Source organism: Micromonospora sp. NPDC004540, from assembly GCF_040610095.1.
GTDB lineage: Bacteria > Actinomycetota > Actinomycetes > Mycobacteriales > Micromonosporaceae > Micromonospora.
Window position 1 is genome coordinate 12,621 of record NZ_JBEXLR010000078.1, and the last position, 18,338, is coordinate 30,958.

18 protein-coding genes are annotated in these 18,338 nt (G+C 73.7%); 1 reads left to right on the forward strand and 17 read right to left on the reverse strand.

The window, feature by feature from the left end; all coding sequences use genetic code 11:
• Nucleotides 1–50: 50 nt before the first annotated feature.
• The 17 genes from argJ to ABZV78_RS23070 all read right to left on the reverse strand — a co-directional run bounded on the left by argJ (nucleotide 51) and on the right by ABZV78_RS23070 (nucleotide 17,348).
• A complete protein-coding gene (gene argJ / locus ABZV78_RS22990; RefSeq protein ID WP_355641593.1) occupies nucleotides 51–1,223 on the reverse strand; it encodes a bifunctional glutamate N-acetyltransferase/amino-acid acetyltransferase ArgJ in 1,173 nt (390 codons plus the stop codon).
• Nucleotides 1,220–2,221: an N-acetyl-gamma-glutamyl-phosphate reductase gene (argC, locus tag ABZV78_RS22995; RefSeq protein WP_355641595.1), complete on the reverse strand. Its 1,002-nt coding sequence runs from the start codon at nucleotides 2,219–2,221 to the stop codon at nucleotides 1,220–1,222. The genes argJ and argC overlap by 4 nt, the downstream gene beginning before the upstream one ends.
• Nucleotides 2,222–2,393: 172 nt before the next feature.
• Nucleotides 2,394–3,419, reverse strand: coding sequence for an NAD-dependent epimerase/dehydratase family protein (locus ABZV78_RS23000; RefSeq protein WP_355641597.1), 1,026 nt, complete (start codon nucleotides 3,417–3,419; stop codon nucleotides 2,394–2,396).
• A gap of 8 nt (nucleotides 3,420–3,427) precedes the next feature.
• Nucleotides 3,428–4,228, reverse strand: a complete 801-nt coding sequence (locus ABZV78_RS23005; protein ID WP_355641599.1) for a glycosyltransferase family 2 protein — start codon at nucleotides 4,226–4,228, stop codon at nucleotides 3,428–3,430.
• A complete protein-coding gene (locus tag ABZV78_RS23010) occupies nucleotides 4,225–5,436 on the reverse strand; it encodes a nucleotide sugar dehydrogenase (RefSeq protein WP_355641601.1) in 1,212 nt (403 codons plus the stop codon). The genes ABZV78_RS23005 and ABZV78_RS23010 overlap by 4 nt, the downstream gene beginning before the upstream one ends.
• A 224-nt stretch (nucleotides 5,437–5,660) precedes the next feature.
• The gene (pheT, locus tag ABZV78_RS23015) at nucleotides 5,661–8,207 is read right to left on the reverse strand and encodes a phenylalanine--tRNA ligase subunit beta (protein WP_355641603.1); all 2,547 of its coding nucleotides are present in this window, start codon (nucleotides 8,205–8,207) and stop codon (nucleotides 5,661–5,663) included.
• Between the two features lie 40 nt (nucleotides 8,208–8,247).
• Nucleotides 8,248–9,321: a phenylalanine--tRNA ligase subunit alpha gene (pheS, locus tag ABZV78_RS23020; protein ID WP_355641605.1), complete on the reverse strand. Its 1,074-nt coding sequence runs from the start codon at nucleotides 9,319–9,321 to the stop codon at nucleotides 8,248–8,250.
• Nucleotides 9,322–9,491: 170 nt separating this feature from the next.
• Entirely contained in the window at nucleotides 9,492–10,376 is an 885-nt protein-coding gene (locus ABZV78_RS23025; protein WP_355641607.1) for an RNA methyltransferase, read from the reverse strand.
• A 32-nt stretch (nucleotides 10,377–10,408) separates the two neighbouring features.
• Nucleotides 10,409–10,801: a 50S ribosomal protein L20 gene (gene rplT / locus ABZV78_RS23030; protein WP_091263835.1), complete on the reverse strand. Its 393-nt coding sequence runs from the start codon at nucleotides 10,799–10,801 to the stop codon at nucleotides 10,409–10,411.
• Between the two features lie 32 nt (nucleotides 10,802–10,833).
• A complete protein-coding gene (gene rpmI / locus ABZV78_RS23035; protein WP_091341674.1) occupies nucleotides 10,834–11,028 on the reverse strand; it encodes a 50S ribosomal protein L35 in 195 nt (64 codons plus the stop codon).
• A 19-nt stretch (nucleotides 11,029–11,047) separates the two neighbouring features.
• Complete coding sequence (gene infC, locus ABZV78_RS23040) at nucleotides 11,048–11,698, reverse strand: translation initiation factor IF-3 (RefSeq protein ID WP_355641609.1); 651 nt, start codon at nucleotides 11,696–11,698, stop codon at nucleotides 11,048–11,050.
• A gap of 327 nt (nucleotides 11,699–12,025) precedes the next feature.
• The gene (locus tag ABZV78_RS23045; RefSeq protein WP_355641611.1) at nucleotides 12,026–12,496 is read right to left on the reverse strand and encodes a PH domain-containing protein; all 471 of its coding nucleotides are present in this window, start codon (nucleotides 12,494–12,496) and stop codon (nucleotides 12,026–12,028) included.
• Nucleotides 12,493–13,452 carry a DMT family transporter gene (locus ABZV78_RS23050; protein WP_355641613.1) on the reverse strand — a complete coding sequence of 320 codons (960 nt, stop codon included), beginning with the start codon at nucleotides 13,450–13,452 and terminating at the stop codon, nucleotides 12,493–12,495. Before ABZV78_RS23050 ends, ABZV78_RS23045 begins: the two co-directional genes overlap by 4 nt.
• Nucleotides 13,449–14,294, reverse strand: coding sequence for an ATP phosphoribosyltransferase (gene hisG / locus ABZV78_RS23055; RefSeq protein ID WP_355641615.1), 846 nt, complete (start codon nucleotides 14,292–14,294; stop codon nucleotides 13,449–13,451). Before hisG ends, ABZV78_RS23050 begins: the two co-directional genes overlap by 4 nt.
• Nucleotides 14,295–14,337: 43 nt before the next feature.
• On the reverse strand, nucleotides 14,338–14,619 hold the full coding sequence (locus tag ABZV78_RS23060) for a phosphoribosyl-ATP diphosphatase (RefSeq protein ID WP_355641625.1): 282 nt from the start codon (nucleotides 14,617–14,619) through the stop codon (nucleotides 14,338–14,340).
• Nucleotides 14,620–14,668: 49 nt separating this feature from the next.
• Nucleotides 14,669–15,343, reverse strand: coding sequence for a response regulator transcription factor (locus ABZV78_RS23065; RefSeq protein ID WP_355641617.1), 675 nt, complete (start codon nucleotides 15,341–15,343; stop codon nucleotides 14,669–14,671).
• A 1-nt stretch (nucleotide 15,344) separates the two neighbouring features.
• Nucleotides 15,345–17,348: an ATP-binding protein gene (locus ABZV78_RS23070; RefSeq protein ID WP_355641619.1), complete on the reverse strand. Its 2,004-nt coding sequence runs from the start codon at nucleotides 17,346–17,348 to the stop codon at nucleotides 15,345–15,347.
• A 187-nt stretch (nucleotides 17,349–17,535) separates the two neighbouring features.
• Between ABZV78_RS23070 and ABZV78_RS23075 the strand changes: the two genes are divergently transcribed.
• Complete coding sequence (locus tag ABZV78_RS23075) at nucleotides 17,536–18,246, forward strand: hypothetical protein (protein ID WP_355641621.1); 711 nt, start codon at nucleotides 17,536–17,538, stop codon at nucleotides 18,244–18,246.
• The last annotated feature ends 92 nt before the right edge of the window (nucleotides 18,247–18,338 follow it).

Here is an 18,338-nt window from a genome sequence, read left to right on the forward strand (position 1 = left end):
CGGCTTTCCGTTCGCGACTGCGGGACTCCGCTCCGCTGCGTTCCTCGCGCTCACGACGAGTAGGCCGAGTTCTCGTGCACGTACGCGTGCGACAGGTCGTTGGTCCAGATCGTCGCCGCCGCATCGCCGGCGTGCAGGTCGATCCGGATGGTGACGTCCCGGCCGGTGAGGTCCACCTTGGCCCGGTCCTCGGCGGCGGCGCCGTCCCGGCACACCCAGATCTCGTTGACCGCGACGTCGACGCCGTCCGGCTCGAACGCGGCGGCGGTGGTGCCGACGGCGGCGAGGATCCGCCCCCAGTTCGGGTCGTTGCCGAACAGCGCCGTCTTGACCAGATTGTTCCGGGCCACCGAACGGCCGACCTCGACCGCCTCGTCCTCGCTCGCGGCGCCGACCACGTCGATGGCGATCTGCTTGGTGGCCCCCTCGGCGTCGGCGACCAACTGCTGGGCCAGGTCGTGGCAGGCGGCGGTGACCGCGGCGGTCAGCTCGGCCTCGGTCGGCTCGATGCCGGTGGCGCCGCTGGCCAGCAGCAGCACCGTGTCGTTGGTGGACATGCAGCCGTCGGAGTCGACCCGGTCGAAGGTGACCCGGGTGGCGGCCCGCAGCGCGGCGTCCAACGTCTCCGGTCCGGCCACCGCGTCGGTGGTGAGCACGCAGAGCATGGTGGCCATGCCCGGGGCGAGCATCCCGGCGCCCTTGGCCATGCCGCCGACGGTCCAGCCGCTCCCCCGGGCCACGGTGGTCTTGGGCCGGGTGTCGGTGGTCATGATCGCCTCGGCGGCCGGGTGGCCGCCGTCGCGGGACAGGCCGCGCACCGCGCCGCCGACGCCCGGGAGAAGCTTCTCCATGGGCAGGCGCTCGCCGATGAGGCCGGTGGAGCAGACCGCCACCTCGCCGGCGCCCACCATGAGCCGGGGGCTGCTGGCGGTCAGCGCGGCCGCGGTGTGCTCGGCGGTGGCGTGGGTGTCCTGGAAGCCGGCCGGGCCGGTGCAGGCGTTGGCGCCGCCGGAGTTGAGCACCACGGCGCGGACCACGCCGCCGCGGACGACCTGCTGCGTCCAGAGCACCGGGGCGGCCTTGACCCGGTTGGTGGTGAAGACTCCGGCGACCCCGGCGTCGGGGCCGTCGTTGACGACGAGGGCGACGTCGCCGGCGCCGCTGGCCTTGAGGCCGGCGGCCACACCGGTGGCGCGGAAGCCTCGGGGGCTGGTGACGGTCATGGTGCTACTCCAAACCCGGAGAGTCCGGTGATCTCGGGGTGGTCGAACATCAGATTGGCGTTCTGCACGGCCTGCCCGGCCGCGCCCTTGCCCAGGTTGTCGATGGCGCTGACCACGATCACGCGGCCGGAGTCGGCGTCGACGGTGGCCTGGAGGTGGCAGGAGTTGCCGCCGGCGGTGGCGGCGGTGTGCGGCCACGCACCCTCGGGCAGCAGGTGCACGAAGGGCTCGTCGGCGTACGCCTCCGCCAGCACCTCGCGTGGGTCGGCGTCGCCGGTGGGGACGGCGGTGACGGTGGCCAGGATGCCCCGCGGCATCGGCGCCAGGACCGGGGTGAAGGAGAGGCTGGTCGCGCCGGTGGCCTGCTTGATCTCCGGCACGTGCTGGTGGGCGCCGACCTTGTAGGGCGACAGGTCGCCCATCACCTCGCTGCCGAGCAGGTGGGGCTTGGCGGCCCGGCCCGCGCCGGAGGTGCCGGAGGCCGCGACCACCACCACGTCGGTGGAGAAGACCGCGCCCGCGGCGATCAGCGGGGCGAGCGCCAGGGTGGTGGCGACCGCGTAGCAGCCGGTGCTCGCGACCCGGTCGGCCGCGGCGATGGCGGCCCGCTGGCCGGGCAGCTCGGGCAGCCCATAGGTCCAGGCGCCGGCGTGGTCGCCGCCGTAGTAGCGGGCCCAGGCGTCGGCGTCGCGCAGCCGGTGGTCGGCGCCGAGGTCGACCACCTTGACGGTGGTGGGGAGGGCGGCGGCGAGGGCCGCCGACTGGCCGTGCGGCAGGGCCAGGAAGACCAGGTCCGCGTCGGCCAGGGTGGTCGGGTCGGTCGCCCCGAAGACCAGGTCCAGCCCGGCGAGCTGCGGGTGTACGGCGGCGACGGGCCGGCCGGCCGAGGCGTGGGCGGTGGCGGCGACCAGGTCGAACTCGGGGTGCCCGGCGAGCAGCCGGAGCAGTTCGCCGCCGGCGTACCCGCTGGCCCCGGCGACCGCGACTCGGATGCCCATACTTACCTCCGCATGACTATGCAACGAAGGCTAGTCGGCGGGGAGGTCGAAGTGCAAGTTCATGCATAACATTGCATGGAATTGTGGGTGTGACGACGGTCACACCCCGCCGAAACACCGACGGCCCGCGTCGCGGGAAGCGACACGGGCCGTGCGGGGAGGGACGCGGACGTCAGAGGCGGCCCTCCTCGACCGCCCGGGTCACCCACGGGATGACCTCGTCGAGCATCGCGTCCAGCGACGTGGTGGCGGTGAAGCCGAGCACCTCGCGGGCCTTCGTCACGTCCGGCACCCGCTTCTGCACGTCGTACTGGAAGGGTTCGTCGGAAACGTGCCGGAACGGCACGTCCGGGCCCTTGATCTTGCGCCAGATCAGCTCGGCCAACTCCAGCACGCTGGTCGACTCGGCGGTGGAGAGGTTGAAGTCCTCGTTGTGGGCCGCCGGGTGCTCGATCGCGGTGGCGATACCCCGGGCCAGGTCCCCGCCGTAGGTGTAGTGCCGCACCTGGCCGCCCTCGCCGAGGATGTGCAGCGGGTCCTGCCCCTTGACGATCTTCTGCACCAGGTCGGGCACCACGTGCGACATGGCCAGCTTGACGTTGCCGGAGAGCACCTCGACCTGGCCGAGCGCGCGCCCCTCCCCCACGCCGACGCAGTTGAACGGCCGCACGATCGTGTACGGCAGCCGGTACTGCTCCCAGGCGGCCCGGGCGTAGTACTCCACGGCCAGCTTCTGGAACCCGTACGACGACAGCGGCGGTGGGACGCGCCGCTCGTCGCCCTCCCTGCTCGGCCAGTGCTCGGTGGACTCGAAGACCATCGAGGAGGAGAGATAGGTGACCTTCGCCAGCCGGCCGTCCCGATGGGCGCGGATGGCCGCGTCGCAGGTGGCCGCCATGATCCGCTCGTTGGTGGCGAGCAGGTCGTAGGCGTACGCGTGGAAGTAGGAGATGCCGCCGATCATCGCCGCGCCCGCGACCAGGTGGTCACAGCCGTCCAGCAGCGTGGTCAGCAGGTCCACGTCCCGCGCGTCGCCCTCGACGAACCGGAACCGCGGGTGGTCGTCGTAGCTGTGGGTGACCGGGCCGTACTTGGAGAAGTTGTCGATCCCGACGACCTCGTGGCCCCGGCCCAGCAACTCCTGCACCAGGTAGCCGCCGATGAAGCCGGCCGAGCCAGTTACCAGGACTTTCGCCACGTGCGCTCCTATGCGGTCTTCTCGTACTCGGTGCTGTCCTGCGGTATGCGGGGTGCCGGCGGCTCGGTCGGCCGCGAGCCGGCCGCCCGGGCCGCCAGCCTCTCACGGCTCAGCCGTCGACCGTAGGCGAAGAAGTACCAGCGCAGGTAGCCGGGGAGGAACCGGCCCAGGTCGAAGTGGGACTCCCCGAGCGGCCGATCCAACCAGATCGTGGGTATCTCGGCGACCGGCAGGCGCAGCCGGTTGGCCTTGGCGGTCAACTCGAGCCCGATCTCGAAGCCGGTCCGCGACTCGATGCCCACCTCGCGGACGAAGGCGGTGTCGTACGCCTTGAAGCTGTTGGTGGCGTCCCGGGTACCCACCCGGGCGAACGTGTAGAGGCTGCGCCCCGCCCACCGGGACATCATCCGCTTCAGCCGTGGCCCGCCCACCTGCTGGCCGCCCGGCATGTAGCGGGACGCGGCCGCGACCACCACGCCCCGGTCCACCAGCCGGGCCAGCTCGTCGATCTGGCGGGGGTCGTCACAGCCGTCGGCCATCGTCACCACCACGACCGGGGCGAGGGCCGCGTCGATGCCGAACCGGATGGCGTTCGCCGGGCCCCGGCCGTAGGTGTTGAGCACCGCGCGCACCCTCGGGTCGGTGCGGGCGATCTGCTCCACGTACGGGACGGTGGTGTCCTCCGGCATGTCGTGCACGATCAGCACCTCGGCCGGCAGCAGCATCTCGCGCAGCATTCGCTCCAGGCAGCGAAGGATCGCCTCGCCCTCGTTGTAGACCGGCACGATCACCGACACCCGCGGCGTCACACCCGCACCCCGGTTCCGGTCAGGCCCCACATGTCGATGACCGGCAGGTCGGTCTCCAGCCGGGCGTACTGCTCGTGCGGAGCGGCGATCACCAGCAGGTCCGCGCGACGCAGCACCTCGTCCAGGTCGACCAGGCGGTCGTCGGCGACGTACGGGTCGGTGCAGAGCGTCTCGCGGGTCTTCAACGCCAGGATCTTGCGCAGCTTGTACGCCAGGCTCTCCCGCGGGTCGTCGCTGCCGCCCTTGAAGGCCATCCCGAGGATGCCAACGGTCAGGTCCGCCAGATCGAACCGGTCCTCCAGTCGGGACACCAGGTAGAGCGGCAGCCCCTCGTTGATCAGCATGGCGGAGTGGCCGAGCACGAAGTTGTTCCGGTTGAACGCGGCCAGCTGCATGGTGTCCTTGAACAGGCAGGGACCGGCGGCGAAACCGGGCATCGGCAGATCGGCGGCGCGCGGGTAGTCGTGTGCGACCGCGTGCCGGATCCGGGCGAAGTCGAGCCCGAAGTCGTTGGCCATCATCCAGAACTGGTTCGCGGTGGCGAACTTGATGTACCGCCAGGTGTTGGTGAACAACTTCGCCAGCTCGGCCTCCTCCGGCTCGAGCGGCACGATCTCCTCGGTCAGGTGCCGGAAGAGCTTCTCCGCCCGGGCGAGGGCGTGCGGCGTACGGGCGGCGACGATCTGCGGCAGCGTGAACAGCTCCGTCATCGCCCGGCCCTCGGCGATCCGCTCCGGGCAGAACGCCACGTCGGCACGGATGCCCTTGCCGACCAGGAGCTTTTCGGTCAGCGCCGTCACCCCCGGGTAGACGGTGCTGCGCAGCACCACCAGCTGCCCGTCGCGCAGGTGCTCGGCGCAGCGCTCCAGCGCCCGGGGCACCGCACCCAGGTCCGGGTTGAGGTGCTCGTCGACCGGGGTTCCGACGACCACGACCAGATGCTCGGAGGCACCCACGCTGACGGGGTCGGTGCTGGCCCGCAGCCGGCCGGCGGCCACGGCCTCGGCGAGCGCCTCGGCGGCGCCCGGCTCGGCGAAGGGAAGGGTACCGGCGTTCACCGTGGCCACCGCGTCGGCGTTGATGTCGTACAGCACGACGGACAGGCCGCGGGAGGCGAACGCGATGCCCAGCGGCAGACCCACCCGACCGCAGCCGCCGACGATGCACACGTCGACGGAGATGGGCGGCGGAGCCGGATCGTCGGCCATGGCTGGACTCCCGTGGGGTGGCGGGGGGTGTGATCCCGGCGATGGCCGGATTCCAAGCAGGCTAACCGCTCGCAAGTGACCCGTGGGTAGCCAAAGATGCCGTCGCCGCTGACCTTTCGGACGATCCGTCACGCTGCGCAACAACCAGGTCACGAAAGGCGAGAGTCCGGCGGCCAGCGGCCCCGACCCGGACGTGCCGGATCGGGGCCGTGAGCAGGTGCCGGTCAGGCGCCGCGCAGGGTGGCGCCGAAGCGGCGGGCGGCCTCGGCCACCGCCGCGTCCCGGGCGGCCACCGCCTCCTCGCCCGCGAGGGTCCGGTCCGGGGCCCGGAACGTCAGCTTGTACGCCAGCGACCGGCGGCCCGCGCCGAGCTGCTCGGACGCGTAGACGTCGAAGAGCCGGACGTCCTCCAGCAGTGGGCCGGCGCCCTCGACGAGGGCCCGTTCCACCTCGGCGGCCGGGACCGACTCGTCCACCACCAGCGCAACGTCGATGAGGGCGGGCGGGAAGGTGGAGACGGCCGGGCCGGCCACCACCGGCGCGGCGGGCAGCGCGTCCAGGTTCAGCTCCATGGCGCTCGTCCTGCGCGGCAGCTCCAGCGTCGCCACCACGTTCGGGTGCAGCTCACCGGCGTATCCGACGACGGTGTCGTCCACCAGCAGCTCGGCGCAGCGGCCGGGGTGCCAGGGGGCGCGCTCGGCGGCCCGGACGGTGATCCGCTGGGCCGGGATGCCGGCGGCGGCGAGCACGGTCCGGCCGGCCTCGACGGCGTCCGCCCAGCCGGCGGCCCGGCCCGCGCCCCACCAGCCGGTCGGCTCCATCTCCCCGGTGAGCGCCACGGCCACGTGCCGCGGCTGGTCCGGCACCACCGCGTCGGCGCGGGCGAACTCCTCGTCGGTCGGGCGCCGGTCCACGCCCATGGCCGGCGGCGCGCCGGCCCCCGGACGCGGGTGGAACACCGCACCGATCTCGTAGATCGCCACGTCCCGCTGGCCCCGGCCGACGTTGCGCTTGAGGATGCCGAGCAGCGGGCCGAGCAGCGTGGTGCGCAGCAGCGGCTCCTCCTCGGACAGCGGGTTGGCCACCCGCACCGCGGGGCGGCGCGGGTCGTCGGCCGGCAGGCCGAGCTGGTCGGCCAGCTCCGCCGAGACGAACGGGTGCGCCAGGACCTCGACGTACCCGCGCTCGGCGAGCGACCGGGCGACCGCCCGGCGGCGCTGCTGCGGCGGGGTGAGGCCGCGGCCGGGAGGCGCGGTGGGCAGCACCGACGGCACCCGGTCGTAGCCGTCGAGGCGGACCACCTCCTCGACCAGGTCGGCCGGGTCGGTGAGGTCGGGCCGCCAGCTCGGCGGGGTCACGCTGAGCACGTCACCGCCGGCCGCGGCGGCACCGGTCTCGCCCGGGTCCTCGCCGAGCCGGTCGGCGCCCCGGGTCACCGCGCAGCCGACCTGCTCCAGCAGCTCCACCACCCGCTCCGGCGGGTACGCCACGCCGACCCGCCGCGACGGCAGGTCCACCGGCAGGGTCACCGGGGTACGCGGCCGGACGTGGTCGAGGTCGAGGATCTCGGCGCCGACCGTGCCGCCGGCGTGCTCGGTGAGCAGCCGGACCGCCTTCTCCAGCGCCACCAGCGGCAGCGCCGGGTCGACGCCCCGCTCCCACCGCTTGGCGGCCTCGCTGAACAGCCGGTGCCGCCGCGCCGTGCGGCCCACCATGGCCGGGTCCCAGTGCGCCGCCTCGAAGAGCACGTTCGTGGTGGAGGCGACCACCTCGCTGGTCTCGCCGCCCATCACCGCGGCGAGCGAGATCGGGCCGGTGTCGTCGCAGATCACCATGTCCTCGGCGACCAGCGTGCGGGTGACCCCGTCCAGGGTGGTCAGCTTCTCCCCCGCCTCGGCCCGGCGGACCACCAGCGGGCCGCTGATCCGGTCGGCGTCGAAGGCGTGCATCGGCTGGCCGAGTTCGAGCATCAGGTAGTTGGTGATGTCGACCGGCAGCGAGATGCTGCGGATGCCGGCCACGGTGAGCCGCCGGGACAGCCAGCCGGGGGTCTGCGCGGTCGGGTCGACGCCGCGGACCATCCGGGCGGCGAACCGGTCGCAGCCCACGGTGTCGCGCACCTCGACCGGGTACGCCGGCTCGGCCGTCGCGCCCGGCGCCGGGATCGCGGCCGGGTCGCGGAACGGCACGCCGAGGGCGTGCGAGAGCTCGCGGGTCAGGCCCCGGACGCTGAGCGCGTAGCCGCGGTCCGGGGTGATCTCCAGCTCGACCACGACGTCGTCGAGGCCGACCACCGGGCGGGCGTCGTCGCCGGGCTTGGCCTGGGTGTCCTCGGGCAGCACGATGATGCCCGAGTGGTCGTCGCCCAGGCCCAGCTCCTTCGCGGAGGTGATCATGCCGGCCGAGGTGCGCCCGTACGTCTTGCGCGCGCCGATGTGGAAGTCGCCGGGCAGCACGCCGCCCGGGAGGATCACCACGACCCGGTCGCCCTGGGCGAAGTTGCGCGCCCCGCAGACGATCTCCTGCGGCTCGCCGGTGCCGTTGGCGGCGCCGACGTCCACCTTGCAGAACCGGATCGGCTTCTTGAAGCCGGTCAGCTCCTCGATCTCCAGCACCTCACCGACCACCAGCGGGCCGGTGACGGTCTCCCGCAGGTCCACCACGGAGTCGACCTCGATGCCGAGGTCGACCAGCGCCTGCTCCAGGTCGCCGGTGGGCAGGTCGGCCGGGAGGTCGACGTACTCCCGCAGCCAACTGACAGAAACTCGCATGACTGTTAAACCACCGTCTCCGTAACTCGTGCCCGCACCGTCAGACCCCGAACGCGCGGGTGAACCGCACGTCGCCCTCGGCCATGTCCCGCATGTCGCTGACCCCGTGCCGGAACATCACGGTCCGGTCGATGCCCATCCCGAAGGCGAATCCGGAGTAGACCTCCGGGTCGATGCCGCAGGCGCGCAGCACCCGCGGGTTGACCATGCCGCAGCCGCCCCACTCGACCCACTGCGGACCGTCCCGGTGCTCCGGGAACCAGACGTCGAACTCGGCGGACGGCTCGGTGAACGGGAAGTAGTGCGGCCGGAACCGGGTCTTCGCGCCCTCGCCGAACATGGCCCGGGCGAAATGGTCCAGCGTGCCGCGCAGGTGGGCCATGGTGATGCCCTTGTCGACGACCAGGCCCTCGACCTGGTGGAAGACCGGGGCGTGGGTGGCGTCCAACTCGTCGGTGCGGTAGACCCGGCCGGGCACCACCACGTAGATCGGCGGCTTGCGGGTCAGCATGGTGCGCGCCTGCACCGGCGAGGTGTGGGTGCGCAGCACCAGGCCCGAACCCTCCGCGCCGGCCGACGGGGCGATGTGGAAGGTGTCCATGAGGCCGCGGGCCGGGTGGTCGGCCGGGATGTTCAGCGCGTCGAAGTTGGTCCACTCCAGCTCGACCTCGGGGCCCTCGGCCACCTCGTAGCCCATCCCGACGAACAGGTCGCTGATCTGCTCCATCAGGGTGCTCAGCGGGTGGCGGGCGCCGCGCGGCCGCCGGTCGTAGGGCAGGGTCACGTCGACCCGCTCCTCGACCAGCACCCGCTCGGCCTGCTCGCGCTCCAGGATCTCCTGCCGGGCGGCGTAGGCGGTCTCGATGGCGCGGCGGGCCTCGTTGACCCGCTTGCCGGCGTCGGACTTGGCGGCCGGCGGCAGCGCGCCGATCTCCCGGCGGGCCAGCGACACCGGGGACCGGTCCCCGAGGTGCGCGGGGCGCAGCGCGGTCAGCGCGTCCGGGTCGGCGGCGGCGGCGAACGCCTTCTCGGCGTCGGCCACGGCCGCGGCCAGGGCGTCCGGGTCGAGCAGGGCGACCTGCTTCGGGTCGTACGGATCGTTGCGGTAGCTCATGGCGTACGGGCACTCCCTCACGGCGGCGCCGGCCCTCACGGGCGGCTAGGCGAGTCTACGGACGCGCGGCTTCGCCGCAGCCCGCCGGTGGGAGTCGAGCAGGAGGAAGGGTCAGGCCCGCCGCCCGCCGACACCGGCGGGCTGGCTAAACGAACGCCGAGGCGCGTTCATCATCCGGCTGACTCCCCTGCTGTGTGGCCGCGCGGACCCGCGGGTCGGCGCAGTGCTCTCGCTGAAGCGTACAGGCAGACGGCCGCGGCCGCAGCCAGGTTCAGGCTCTCGGCGCGCCCGTGCAGCGGCACCCGGACCCGGGCGTCGGCCGCGCCGGTCAGCTCCTCGGGCAACCCGTGCGCCTCGGAGCCGAAGAGCCAGGCGGTCGGGGCGGCGAGCCGGCCGGCGTCGGCGAGGTCGTCGAGGTCGCTGTCGCCGTACCCCGTGGTGGCGAGGACGGTGAGCCCGGCGGACCGCAGCGCGGCGACCACGGCGACCGGCTCGGTGGCGCGGACCACGTCGACGTGGAACAGGCTGCCGGCGGAGGCCCGCACGCACTTGCCGTTGTAGGGGTCGACGGCGTCGCCCGCGAAGATCACCGCGCCCGCGCCGGCCGCGTCGGCGGTGCGCAGCACGGTGCCGGCGTTGCCGGGGTCGCGGATCTCGGCGAGCACCGCGACCAGGCGCGGTCCGCGCGCCAGGGCCGCTTCGAGGGGTACGTCGAGGTGCCGGCAGACGGCGACCAGGCCCTGCGGGGCCACGGTCTCGGCGAGCGCGGCGAGGGCCTCGTCGGTGACCTCGGAGACCGGCACGTCGGCCCGGGCCGCGAGCGCGGCGAGGTCGGCGTGCCGGTCCAGGGCGGCCGGGGTGCCGAACAGCTCGACCACGGTGCCGGCGCGGGCGAGCGCCTCACGGACGGCCTGCGGCCCCTCGGCCAGGAACCGGCCGGTGGAATCCCGGTCCCGCCGGCGCTGGAGCCGACGGGCGGCGACCACCCGCGGGGTACGCGGGGTGAACGGGCCGGGAACAGCGTCGAGGCGCCTCCCGTGCGGTGGTGACGGCATGGGAGACGCCTCGATCTGCTGGTACGGGTGGATCAGGCGGCCTGGGCCGCGGCGCCACCGGTGCCCTCGGCCGCCACGGCGGCGCGGGCCAGCTCGACGATCGCGGCGAACGCCGCGGCGTCGTTGACGGCCAGGTCGGCCAGGATCTTGCGGTCGACCTCGATGCCGGCCAGGCGCAGGCCCTGGATCAGCCGGTTGTAGGTCAGGCCGTTGGCCCGGGCGCCGGCGTTGATCCGCTGGATCCAGAGCTGCCGGAAGTCGCCCTTGCGGTCGCGACGGTCCCGGTAGGAGTACTGCATCGAGTGCAGCACCTGCTCCTTGGCCTTGCGGTAGAGCCGGGAGCGCTGACCGCGGTAGCCGCTCGCGGTCTCCAGCAGGGTACGACGCTTCTTCTGGGCGTTCACAGCCCGCTTGACGCGTGCCATCTCAACTCCTTCTTCGGTTCAGGTGGCGCGCGTCAGCGGCCGAGCAGCTTCTTGATTCGCTTGACGTCGGCCTTGGCCAGCTCGACGGTGCCGGTCAGCCGGCGGGTGTGGGTGGAGGGCTTCTTCTCCAGCTTGTGCCGGAGGCCGGCCTGCTGGGCAACGATCTTGCCCTTGCCGGTCACCTTGACCCGCTTGCCCGTACCCGTGTGGCTCTTCATCTTCGGCATGTGGAACGTCTCTCCCCTGTTACTGGCCGCTGGTCTCAGCGGTCGTGCCGGTCTCGCCGGCTGCTGCGGTCTCGCCGGCCGCCGGGGTCTCGCCACCTGCCGGGGCGGCCGACTCCTCCGCGGCCCGGTCGCGGGGCCCGCCGCGGGACGCCGTGGCGGCGACCGCGGAGGCCTTCACGGCCCGGTGCGGAGCGAGAACCATGATCATGTTTCGGCCGTCCTGCTTCGGCGCGGCCTCGACGTATCCCAGGTCCGTGATCTCGGACTCGAGCCGGCGCAGGAGCCGGTAACCCAGCTCCGGGCGGCTCTGCTCGCGACCGCGGAACATGATCGTCACCTTGACCTTGTCGCCCGCCTTGAGGAACCGCACCACGTGACCCTTCTTGGTCTCGTAGTCGTGCGGGTCGATCTTCGGCCGGAGCTTCATCTCCTTGATGACGGTCTGCTGCTGGTTACGCCGCGCTTCGCGCGCCTTGAGTGCGCTCTCGTACTTGAACTTGCCGAAGTCCATGAGCTTGCACACCGGCGGGCGCGCCATCGGCGCAACCTCGACCAGGTCCAGGTCGACGTCCGCGGCCAGCTGCAGGGCGCGCTCCAGCGGGACGATGCCCACCTGCTCACCCTCAGGGCCGACCAGTCGGACCTCACGTGCCCGGATCTGCTCGTTCACGCGTGGTTCGACGCTGATGGGGCCTCCTCGAGTCGAGTCTTCCGTGGTGCCGACTCCGCGGGCTCCCGGACGGGAGCCGACCCGGAAAGCAGAAGGCCCCGGCGTATGCCAGGGCCCACTCGACCGGTCGGCACGATCACAGGATCGCGCATCCGGGACCGGGACGTGCCCGGAACCGGGAGACCGGGACCCGGCCACCTACGGGGGCGACTCGGGTGGGAGCAGGCGCTCCGCTTCAGGACCGCCCACAGGGCAGTCTGGTCGACCCCGCAACACTACACCCTCGCCCCAGCCCTCCCCAAACCGGGCCGGCCGGGGACGGCGCGGTCAGCGCGGGGCGGCCCGCTCGGCCAGCGCGGCCAGGTGGGCCTGGTGCAGGCGGCGCAGCGCGCGGACCGCCTCGACGGCGTGCTCCTTGTCGGCGGCCTGGAGGGCGACCATCGGCAGCAGGTCGTCGTCGTGCAGCTCCAGGCTGGCCCACGGGGCGCCCCGGTCGAACCGGACCCCGCGGATCACCTCCCAGGGCAGCTCGTACGAGCCGATCACGTTACGAACCCGGACGCCGCGGGCGTCGGCCACCACCCGGGGGCGGGTGAAGAGCAGGAAGCCCAGGGCCCCGAAGACGCCCAGCCCGACCATGGCGAGCTGGTCGCCCCGCTGGAACGAGCCGTAGCCGTCGCCGGTCGCCCCGGTCAGGGAGGTGGCCACCAGGCTGAACACCACCAGCAGCGTGACGGCCGACACCCAGCAGACCACCCGGACCCGCCGCGGCCGCACGGTCACCACTGAATCGCTCACGGGACCAGTCTGCCATCCGGCTCGGGCTCGCGTTCGGCCGCCACGCGCCGGGCGCGCCGGCCCAGGCCGGCCACCAGCACCGCGACCCCGGTCAGCACGGCCCCGGCCAGCACCGGCAGCCGGACCCCGGCGCCACCGGGCAGCGCCACGTCCAGCAGCAGGGCCCCGCCGAGCTGCCCGGCCACCAGTGCCAGGCCCGTGCGCAGCACCCCGGCGGCGCGGACGCCGACCAGCAGGGCCAGCACGATGCCGACGCCGAACAGGCCGCCCACGTAGAGCCACCACTGCGAGGGCCAGCTCGGGTGGTCGGCCAGGGCGCCGGCCAGCGCCGCCACCACGCCGATCGCCGAGGTGCTGACCGCGAAGTTCACCGCCAGCCCGGCGGCCGGGCCGACAGACGCGGCGACCCGCCCGTTGAGCGCGGACTGCAGCGCCACGGCCAGGCCGCCGACGACCGAGAGCAGCACCAGCCCGACCGCCAGGTCGCCGACCGGCCGGCCGAGCTGGGCCAGGGTCACCGCGCCGATTCCGAGCAGTGCCCCGACGACCCGGGGCCCGGTCAGCGGCAGCCGGCCCGTCGCGGCCAGCCCGGCCCGGTCGACCGCCAGCCCGCCCAGGCTGCCCCCGGCCACCTGGGCGATCGTGAAGATCGCCACCCCGAGCGCCGGCACGACGAACGGGCCGATCACCACGATCGCCGCCCCGCCCAGGCCACCCAGGAACGCCCACCAGGGCAGGCCGGAGTGGCGCAGCCCGGCCAGCCCGACCCGCATCGACGGCACGGCGACCAGCCCGAGCAGCACGATCAGGGAGCCGCCGAGGTTGTTGACCACCGCGCCGAGGAGCGGGTCGCCGGCCCGCTCCCCCAACTCGGCGTTGACCACGCCCTGCGCGGCCGAGGCCACCCCGCCCAGGACGACCACGGCCAGGGCGGCCGGGACCGGCAGCGGCCTCACAGCCGGCAGGCGTGGATGTTGGTGACCAGGATGGCCCGGGCGCCCAGCTCGTAGAGCTCGTCCATGATCCGGTGCACGTCATCGAGGAGCACCATGGCCTGCACGGCCACCCAGCCCTCCCGGTGCAGCGGGGAGACCGTCGGCGACTCGATGCCCGGGGTGAGCGAGCTGGCCCGGTCCAGCAGGCCGGCCGGCACGTCGTAGGCCAGCATCACGTAGCGGCGGGCGACCAGCACCCCGTGCAGCCGGCGCAGCAACTGCTCCTGCTGGGCGCCGCCGGGCGCGCCGGCCCGGCGGACCAGCACCGCCGAGGAGCGCAGCAGCGGCTCACCGAAGACCACCAGGCCGGCCTGGCGCAGGGTGGCACCGGTCTCCACCACGTCGGCGACCACGTCGGCCACGCCGAGCCGGATGGCGTTCTCCACCGCGCCGTCAAGCCGGATCACCTCGGCCTTGACGCCCAGGTCGGCCAGGTGCCGCTCGACCAGCCCCGGGTACGCGGTGGCGATCCGGTGCCCGCCGAGCTGCTGGACCGAGTCCACGTCGTCGGGGCGGGCGGCGAACCGGAAGGTGGCCCGCCCGAAGTTGAGGTCGACGACCTCCTCGGCCGACGCGCCGGAGTCGACCAGCAGGTCCCGCCCGGTGATGCCGACGTCCAGGTCGCCCGAGCCGACGTAGGTGGCGATGTCCTTGGGGCGCAGGTAGAAGAACTCGATGTCGTTGGGCTCGTCCCGGCAGACCAGGTCCTTCGGGTCGGTGCGCTGGCGGTAGCCCGCCTCGCGCAGCATCCCGGCGGCCGACTCGGCCAGGGCGCCCTTGTTGGGTACGGCGACACGCAGCATGGGAGTGCTCCTTCGATCGATCAGGTGATCAGCGGACGGGCACTCACAGATGTCGGTAGACGTCCTTCAGTTCGAGACCGGTGGCCAGCATCAGCACCTGGGCCTGGTAGAGCAGCTGGGAGATCTCCTCCGCGGCCCGCTCCGGGCCCTCGTGCTCGGCCGCCATCCACGACTCGGCCGCCTCCTCGACGACCTTCTTGCCGATGAAGTGCACCCCCCGCTCGAGCGCGGCGACCGTGCCCGAGCCCGGGGTGCCGGCGGCGGCCTTGGCCTGCAGCTCGGCGAACAACTCCTCGAACGTCTTCACGGAAGGCGATTCTTCCAGCCGCCCCGGGTGACCATGCGCCCCGGGTCCGGCCGGTTCCGGATAGCGGTCAGGTCGCGGCCGCCGGCCGGCCCGGCAGTTGTCCCAGGCCGGCGGCCCGGGCGCGGGCCACGGCCTCGCTGCGGTCGGCGGCGTGCAGCTTGCCGAGGATGGTGGAGACGCTGTTGCGGACGGTCTTCGGGGCGACCGACAGCTTCCGCGCGATCGCCTGGTTGCCGAGCCCCTGCGCCACCAGGTCGAGGATCTCCATCTCCCGCGGCGTGAGCTCGGGGAACGGCCGGGTCGACGGCGACCGGGGCCCCTCGGCGAAGAACCGCAGGACGCGCTGAGCGATCTCGGTGCCGAAGACGGCCTCGCCGGCCGCCACGGCGGAGACCGCCCGCGTCACGTCGGCCCGGGCGGCGCCCTTGAGCAGGTAGCCGGCGGCGCCGGCACGGATGGCGGCGTAGACCGACTCGTCGTCGGCGTGCATGGTCAGCACGAGCACCGCCGCGTCGCCCCGGGCGGTGATCCGCCGGGTGGCCTCGACGCCGCCGATGCCCGGCATGGCGAGGTCCATCAGCACGACGTCGGGGCGCAGGTCCCCGACCGCGACCACGGCCGTCTCGCCGTCGGCCGCGGTGCCGACGATCTCGATCCCCGGCAGCCCGTCCAGCGCCGTGCACAGCCCGTCCAGGAAGATCGGGTGGTCGTCCACCAGGAGCACCCGCACCGGGTCCGGCATGTCAGCTCCTCCCCGCCACGACGGGCACCGGCAGTTCGGCCCGGACGCTCGTACCCCCGCCGGGCCGCGGCTCGATGGTGAACGTGCCGCCCAGCTCGTCGGCCCGCTCCCGCATCGACGACAGGCCGACGCCGTCCCGGTGTGGGACGACCAGCCCGCACCCGTCGTCGGTGATCTCCAGCCGCAGCCAGCCGTCCCGCAGGCCCATCCGGACCCGGCACGTGGTGGCGCGGGCGTGGCGGGCCACGTTCGTCATCGCCTCGGTGACGATGCGGTAGGCGGCGACCTCCACGGCCGCGCTGGTGACCCGCAGGTCGTCGCCGCAGTCCACCTCGACGTCCAGCCCGGTGGCCCGCAACGCGGCGGCGTGTTCGCGGACGACGCCCGGCAGCCCGAGATCGTCCAGGGACGGCGGGCGCAGTCCGTGCACGATCTCCCGCACGTCCGAGACGGACTGGCCGATCACCGACTTGATCTTCGCGGCCAGCGGCTGGGCGGCCGGATCCGCGGCGACCCGCTCGGCGAGCACGTCCACCTGGAGACTGGCCGCCGCGAGCAGCGGTCCGAGCCCGTCGTGCAGGTCCCGGCGCAGCCGTCGCCGTTCCTCCTCGCGCGCCCGGACGATGCGCTCCCGCGACTCGCGCAGGTCCTCCTCCAGCCGGGCCGCCCGCACGGCGACCGCGATCTGCCCGGCGAGGTCGGCCAGCAGGTCCAGCTCGCGCGGCTCGAACGGCGTCCCGCCACTGCGCCGTCCGACCAGCAGGATGCCCTCCTGGCGGCCGTTGCTGACCAGCGGGAACGCGTGCGCGTCGGCCGGGGGGTCAGCCGGCTCACCCGGCACCACCCGGGCGTACGGCACGCGCAGCATGGTGGTGAGGGTCTCCGTGACGGTGTGCAGCAGCTCGTCCAGCGCCTCGGTCCGGGACAGCCGCTCGGCCAGCCCGGTGACCACCTCGTAGGGACGGTCCCGGTCGCCGAAGAGCAGCCGGTCGATCCCGCCCATCAGGCGGTCCTTGACCGGATTCAGGGAGACCGCGACCACGGCGGTCGCCACCAGCGAGGAACCCCGGCTCCCCGCCGGATCGAGCAGGGTCGAGGTCGCCGCGAGGCAGCCGAGGTAGGTGACGACCACGATCGCGGACAGGGCGGTGTAGGTGAGCGTGCGGTCGAGCACCCCGGCGATGTCGAACAGGTTGGCGCGGAGGACGGCCATCCCGGTCGCCACCGGCAGGGCCGCGATGCCGACGCTCTCCAGCAGGGCGCCCACCCACGGCGCGGTCCACCGGTCGACCAGCAGGCCGATCACCGTCGTGCCGATGAAGATCACGGCGGCCAGCGCCAGCCAGGCCAGCCGGCGTCGGTCCACGCCGCCGGCCCGGCGCCACCGGACGATGAACGACGCCATCGCGGCCAGGGTCAGGGCGAGCAGGGCGAACAGGGTGACGTTCGTGATCAGCGGGGCGAGGCCCGCCAGGGCCGGCACGCCGAACGGGTTGGCCGCCGCGTCGTCCTCGATCACCCGGCCCGGGGTGACCACGACCGAGACGACGAGGACCACCAGGGCGATGGTCGTGGCGGTGCGGATCCAACTCCACCGCGGCGACGGCGGACGGCCGTCCGGGAACAGCAGCAGCGGGTAGGTGGTGGCGCAGACCCATGCGACCGCGAACAGCGCGTTCTGGGCGAGGACGAGCACCGGACCCGTCGCGCAGCCCGGGCAGGTGGCCAGGCTGTGCTGGGCGAGCCCGTCGAGGATCGCGGCGCCGAACTGGAGCACGCCGACGGCGAGGAAGAGCCAGCCGACGCGGTTGGCCGGGCGGTGCATCGCGATCACCGCGCCCACCAGCGGGAAGGCCAGGAACCCGGTGAACCAGACGAGGTCGGCGGCGGTCGGCGGGGTCACGCCGGAGAGGAGATTCGCCCCTACGGCGGTCAGGCCGTAGCAGGCGATGGACAACCCGAGGCCGCCGACGGCGACGACCCGGGCGGTGCCGCGACGTGGCACGAGACCCTCCTTGCTGGCGGTGCGGACGACCCTAACGTCGCCGGCGTCCCACTGTCGCGGGACGTTCGTCCCGTTTCCTCCGGGCACTCGGCCGGGCCCGGCGAGGACGGGCGTCCATCGCGCCCGGGGCGCGGGCCGGCGGAGAGTCCAGAGGCAGGCAGAACCCTCTCACCACGTTGGAGATCGCATGTCCACCGTCACCACCGGAGCCGACGTCACGCCGGTCACGCCGCAGGCTCCCGCCCGCGGGCTCGGTGTCGCCGCCGGCGCCGCGCTCGCCCTCTTCGCGTCGATGTTCGGCACCTGGACCCCGGAGTCGCCGGAGGTGGGCCGGACCGACGCCGCCGGCATCCGGGCCTGGGCCGCGGACGCCGCAGGCACCCTTCAGCTCAACGCGTTCGCCGGGGTCCTCGCCATCGTCGCGCTGCTGGTGCTCACCGCGGCGCTGGCGGGCCTGGTCCGGCAGGCCGCCCCGAACTCCGTGCTCGGCGGGCTCACGCTGCTCGGCGGCGGACTGCTGGCCGCGATCAACACGGTCGTCACCGGTTTCACCCTGCTCTGGGTGCTGCCCGACCTGGCGGCGCTCGACGACGCCACGGTGCAGACCTGGTACGCCACCACGCACGTCGGCCAGATGCTCGGTGAGATCGCCGTGGTGACCCAGTCGCTGCTGATGGGGGCGTTCTCCCTGGCCGCCCTGCGCGGCGGGATCGTGGCGCGCTGGCTGTGCTGGCTCGGCATCGTCCTCGCCGCCGTCGGCCTGAGCAGCGTGCTCGGGCTGATCGTGCCGTCGCCGGTCTTCCAGACCACCTGGCTGGTCGGGCTCTACGCCTGGGTGCTGTGGCCGCTGCTCGCGTCGATCGCGTTCGCGGTGCGCCTGCGTCGCGGACGCCGCTGAGGCGCTGACACCCGGGCAGCGCGGAAACGCCGACGGGCCGCCCGCGGGCGGCCCGTGGGGCGGGGGGGGTGGGTCCACACGGTGGGGAACTG

Coding starts and splice junctions, on each gene's coding strand:
- rplT (WP_091263835.1), bottom strand. CDS start 10,801: ATGGCACGCGTCAAGCGGGCTGTGAACGCCCAGAAGAAGCGTCGTACC.
- ABZV78_RS23065 (WP_355641617.1), bottom strand. CDS start 15,343: ATGCCGGACCCGGTGCGGGTGCTCCTGGTGGACGACCACCCGATCTTC.
- ABZV78_RS23025 (WP_355641607.1), bottom strand. CDS start 10,376: ATGCCGTCACCACCGCACGGGAGGCGCCTCGACGCTGTTCCCGGCCCG.
- hisG (WP_355641615.1), bottom strand. CDS start 14,294: ATGCTGCGTGTCGCCGTACCCAACAAGGGCGCCCTGGCCGAGTCGGCC.
- argC (WP_355641595.1), bottom strand. CDS start 2,221: ATGGGCATCCGAGTCGCGGTCGCCGGGGCCAGCGGGTACGCCGGCGGC.
- rpmI (WP_091341674.1), bottom strand. CDS start 11,028: ATGCCGAAGATGAAGAGCCACACGGGTACGGGCAAGCGGGTCAAGGTG.
- ABZV78_RS23075 (WP_355641621.1), top strand. CDS start 17,536: ATGTCCACCGTCACCACCGGAGCCGACGTCACGCCGGTCACGCCGCAG.
- ABZV78_RS23010 (WP_355641601.1), bottom strand. CDS start 5,436: ATGGCCGACGATCCGGCTCCGCCGCCCATCTCCGTCGACGTGTGCATC.
- pheS (WP_355641605.1), bottom strand. CDS start 9,321: ATGAGCTACCGCAACGATCCGTACGACCCGAAGCAGGTCGCCCTGCTC.
- argJ (WP_355641593.1), bottom strand. CDS start 1,223: ATGACCGTCACCAGCCCCCGAGGCTTCCGCGCCACCGGTGTGGCCGCC.
- pheT (WP_355641603.1), bottom strand. CDS start 8,207: ATGCGAGTTTCTGTCAGTTGGCTGCGGGAGTACGTCGACCTCCCGGCC.